The organism is Vibrio sp. 10N.261.52.A1, from assembly GCF_002876325.1.
GTDB classification, from domain to species: Bacteria; Pseudomonadota; Gammaproteobacteria; order Enterobacterales; family Vibrionaceae; genus Vibrio; species Vibrio chagasii.
In genome coordinates, this window is record NZ_MCYD01000788.1 from 1 (window position 1) to 2,664 (window position 2,664).

3 protein-coding genes are annotated in these 2,664 nt (G+C 42.9%); all 3 read left to right on the forward strand.

Translation table 11 applies throughout. The features are described 5' to 3' along the window. A partial coding sequence (gene pgk, locus BCT81_RS16415) for a phosphoglycerate kinase (protein ID WP_102425132.1) occupies window positions 1-364 on the forward strand: 364 nt, incomplete at its 5' end. 155 nt (window positions 365-519) lie between these two features. Next, window positions 520-1,596 carry a class II fructose-bisphosphate aldolase gene (gene fbaA / locus BCT81_RS16420; RefSeq protein WP_004738996.1) on the forward strand — a complete coding sequence of 359 codons (1,077 nt, stop codon included), beginning with the start codon at window positions 520-522 and terminating at the stop codon, window positions 1,594-1,596. A 376-nt stretch (window positions 1,597-1,972) separates the two neighbouring features. Beyond that, window positions 1,973-2,664 (forward strand): mechanosensitive ion channel domain-containing protein (locus BCT81_RS16425; RefSeq protein WP_102425133.1); only part of this gene is annotated, 692 nt, incomplete at its 3' end.

Genomic DNA, 2,664 nt, shown 5'->3' on the forward strand with positions numbered 1-2,664 from the left:
AGAAGCTGAAATCAAACACGTATCTGAAGTTGCAGACGACGACATGATCTTCGACCTAGGTCCTGATTCAACTGCAGCTCTAGCTGAAATCATCGGCAACGCAAAAACTATCCTTTGGAACGGCCCTGTAGGCGTATTTGAATTCAAGAACTTCGAAGCGGGTACTGCTGGTATTTCTAAAGCAATCGCTGAGTCTGCAGGTTTCTCTGTAGCAGGTGGTGGTGACACGCTAGCAGCTATCGATAAGTTCGGTATCAAAGCTGACGTTTCTTACATCTCTACTGGCGGCGGCGCTTTCCTTGAGTTCGTTGAAGGTAAAGTACTTCCTGCAGTAGCAATGCTTGAAGAGCGTGCTAAAGCATAATTGATTTAGAAAGGCGAGATGCGAATCTCGCCTTTTAACGTTTGCTGCATATCACACTTTTTTGCTAGAATGGCATAAGTTGTGAGCAAACGATTGCAAGTTTTTAAACTTAAGTTTTTTAATCTTAAAACGATAGAATAAATAGGACTATTTCCATGTCTAAGATCTTCGATTTTGTAAAACCTGGTGTGATTTCTGGCGATGACGTACAGAAAGTATTTGAAGTAGCAAAAGAAAACAAATTTGCTCTTCCTGCTGTAAACGTTGTTGGTACTGACTCTGTAAACGCAGTACTAGAAGCGGCTGCTAAAGTTAAATCTCCAGTAGTTGTTCAGTTCTCTAACGGTGGCGCTGCATTCTTCGCAGGTAAAGGCGTTAAACTTGAAGGTCAAGGTGCACAAATCCTTGGTGCTGTAGCTGGTGCTAAATACGTACACGCTGTAGCTGAAGCTTACGGTGTTCCAGTTATTCTACACACTGACCACGCTGCTAAGAAACTTCTTCCATGGATCGACGGTCTACTAGATGCTGGTGAAGAGTTCTTCGCTCAAACTGGTAAGCCTCTATTCTCTTCTCACATGCTAGACCTTTCTGAAGAGTCTCTAGAAGAGAACATCGAAACATGTGCTAAGTACCTAGAGCGCATGGCTAAAATGAACATGACAATCGAGATCGAACTTGGTTGTACTGGTGGTGAAGAAGACGGTGTTGATAACTCTCACATGGACGCTTCTGAGCTATACACTTCTCCAGAAGACGTTGCTTACGCTTACGAGAAGCTAAACGCTGTTTCACACCGTTTCACTATCGCAGCATCTTTCGGTAACGTACACGGCGTTTACAAGCCAGGTAACGTTGTACTAACTCCAACTATCCTACGTGACTCTCAAGCATACTGTGCAGAGAAGTTCGGTATCGCACCTAACGCTCTAAACTTCGTATTCCACGGTGGTTCTGGTTCTACTGAAGCAGAAATCCAAGAGTCTATCGGCTACGGTGTTATCAAAATGAACATCGATACTGATACACAGTGGGCTACATGGGACGGTATCCGTGCATACGAAGCGGAAAACCGCGATTACCTACAAGGTCAAATCGGTAACCCAACTGGTGAAGATGCACCAAACAAGAAGTACTACGATCCACGCGTATGGCTACGTGCTGGTCAAGCTTCTATGGTTACTCGTCTTGAGAAAGCATTCGCTGACCTTAACGCTGTAGACGTACTATAATTCTTTGAATTAAGTACTCTCTAAGTTTTAAAAACCCGCTCATTGAGCGGGTTTTTTTATGTCTGATAAAAAGTTGTATTATTTATGTGAAAAACCTAGCGTGTGGTGAATAAATTTCCTAGGATTGAGTTAACGGTATTTGTCCTTATGCGTAAGTTTCCTTTATTCAAAGGCTTACATAAATATGACTTTGCAATCTTTCAAAGATAGGATATCGTGCCGAAAAACAGGGGTAGACACTCTGTTTCGTAAAAGGGACTTAGCAAGTTTTACGTTAACTTTATGATTTATATGAGTAAAGTTAGCAAGGCCTATTCGGCTGAAACTTGGTTTAAGGCAGTTTAGCTCATAGCATATTACATAGAGGATGCACATTATGGCTGAGAGTTCTACAGCGATTGAGACCCCGCTTGTGGATGGTCTTTCAAACGCAGAACAGTGGTTAACGGATAACTCAGATTTGTTTATTCAATACGGTGTAAACATTATTTCTGCACTGATTATTCTATTCATTGGTAACCTAATCGTTAAAGCAGTAGCGAACAGTGTTTCTAAGGTTCTTCAAAAGAAGAAGATGGACCGAGCGGTTGTTGAGTTCATCCATGGCTTAGTTCGTTACTTGTTGTTTGTTATCGTTCTGATTGCAGCTCTTGGTCGCCTTGGTGTTCAAACTGCATCTGTTGTTGCGGTAATTGGTGCGGCTGGTCTAGCGGTTGGTCTTGCACTACAAGGCTCACTATCTAACTTTGCAGCCGGTGTTCTAATAGTTGCATTCCGTCCATTCAAGTCTGGTGACTACGTGGAGATTGGTGGTGTAGCGGGTTCGGTGGATTCGATTCAGATCTTCCAAACGGTTCTAACAACGCCTGATAACAAAATGGTTGTAGTACCAAACGGCAGCGTTATCGGTAGCCCAATCACTAACTACTCTCGTCATGCGACACGTCGTATCGACCTAATGATCGGTGTTTCTTACGGTGCTGATCTTCAGAAGACTAAAGAACTACTGACAAAAATCTGTGAATCAGATGAGCGCGTGCTGAAAGATCCAGGCGTTCAAGTTGGTGT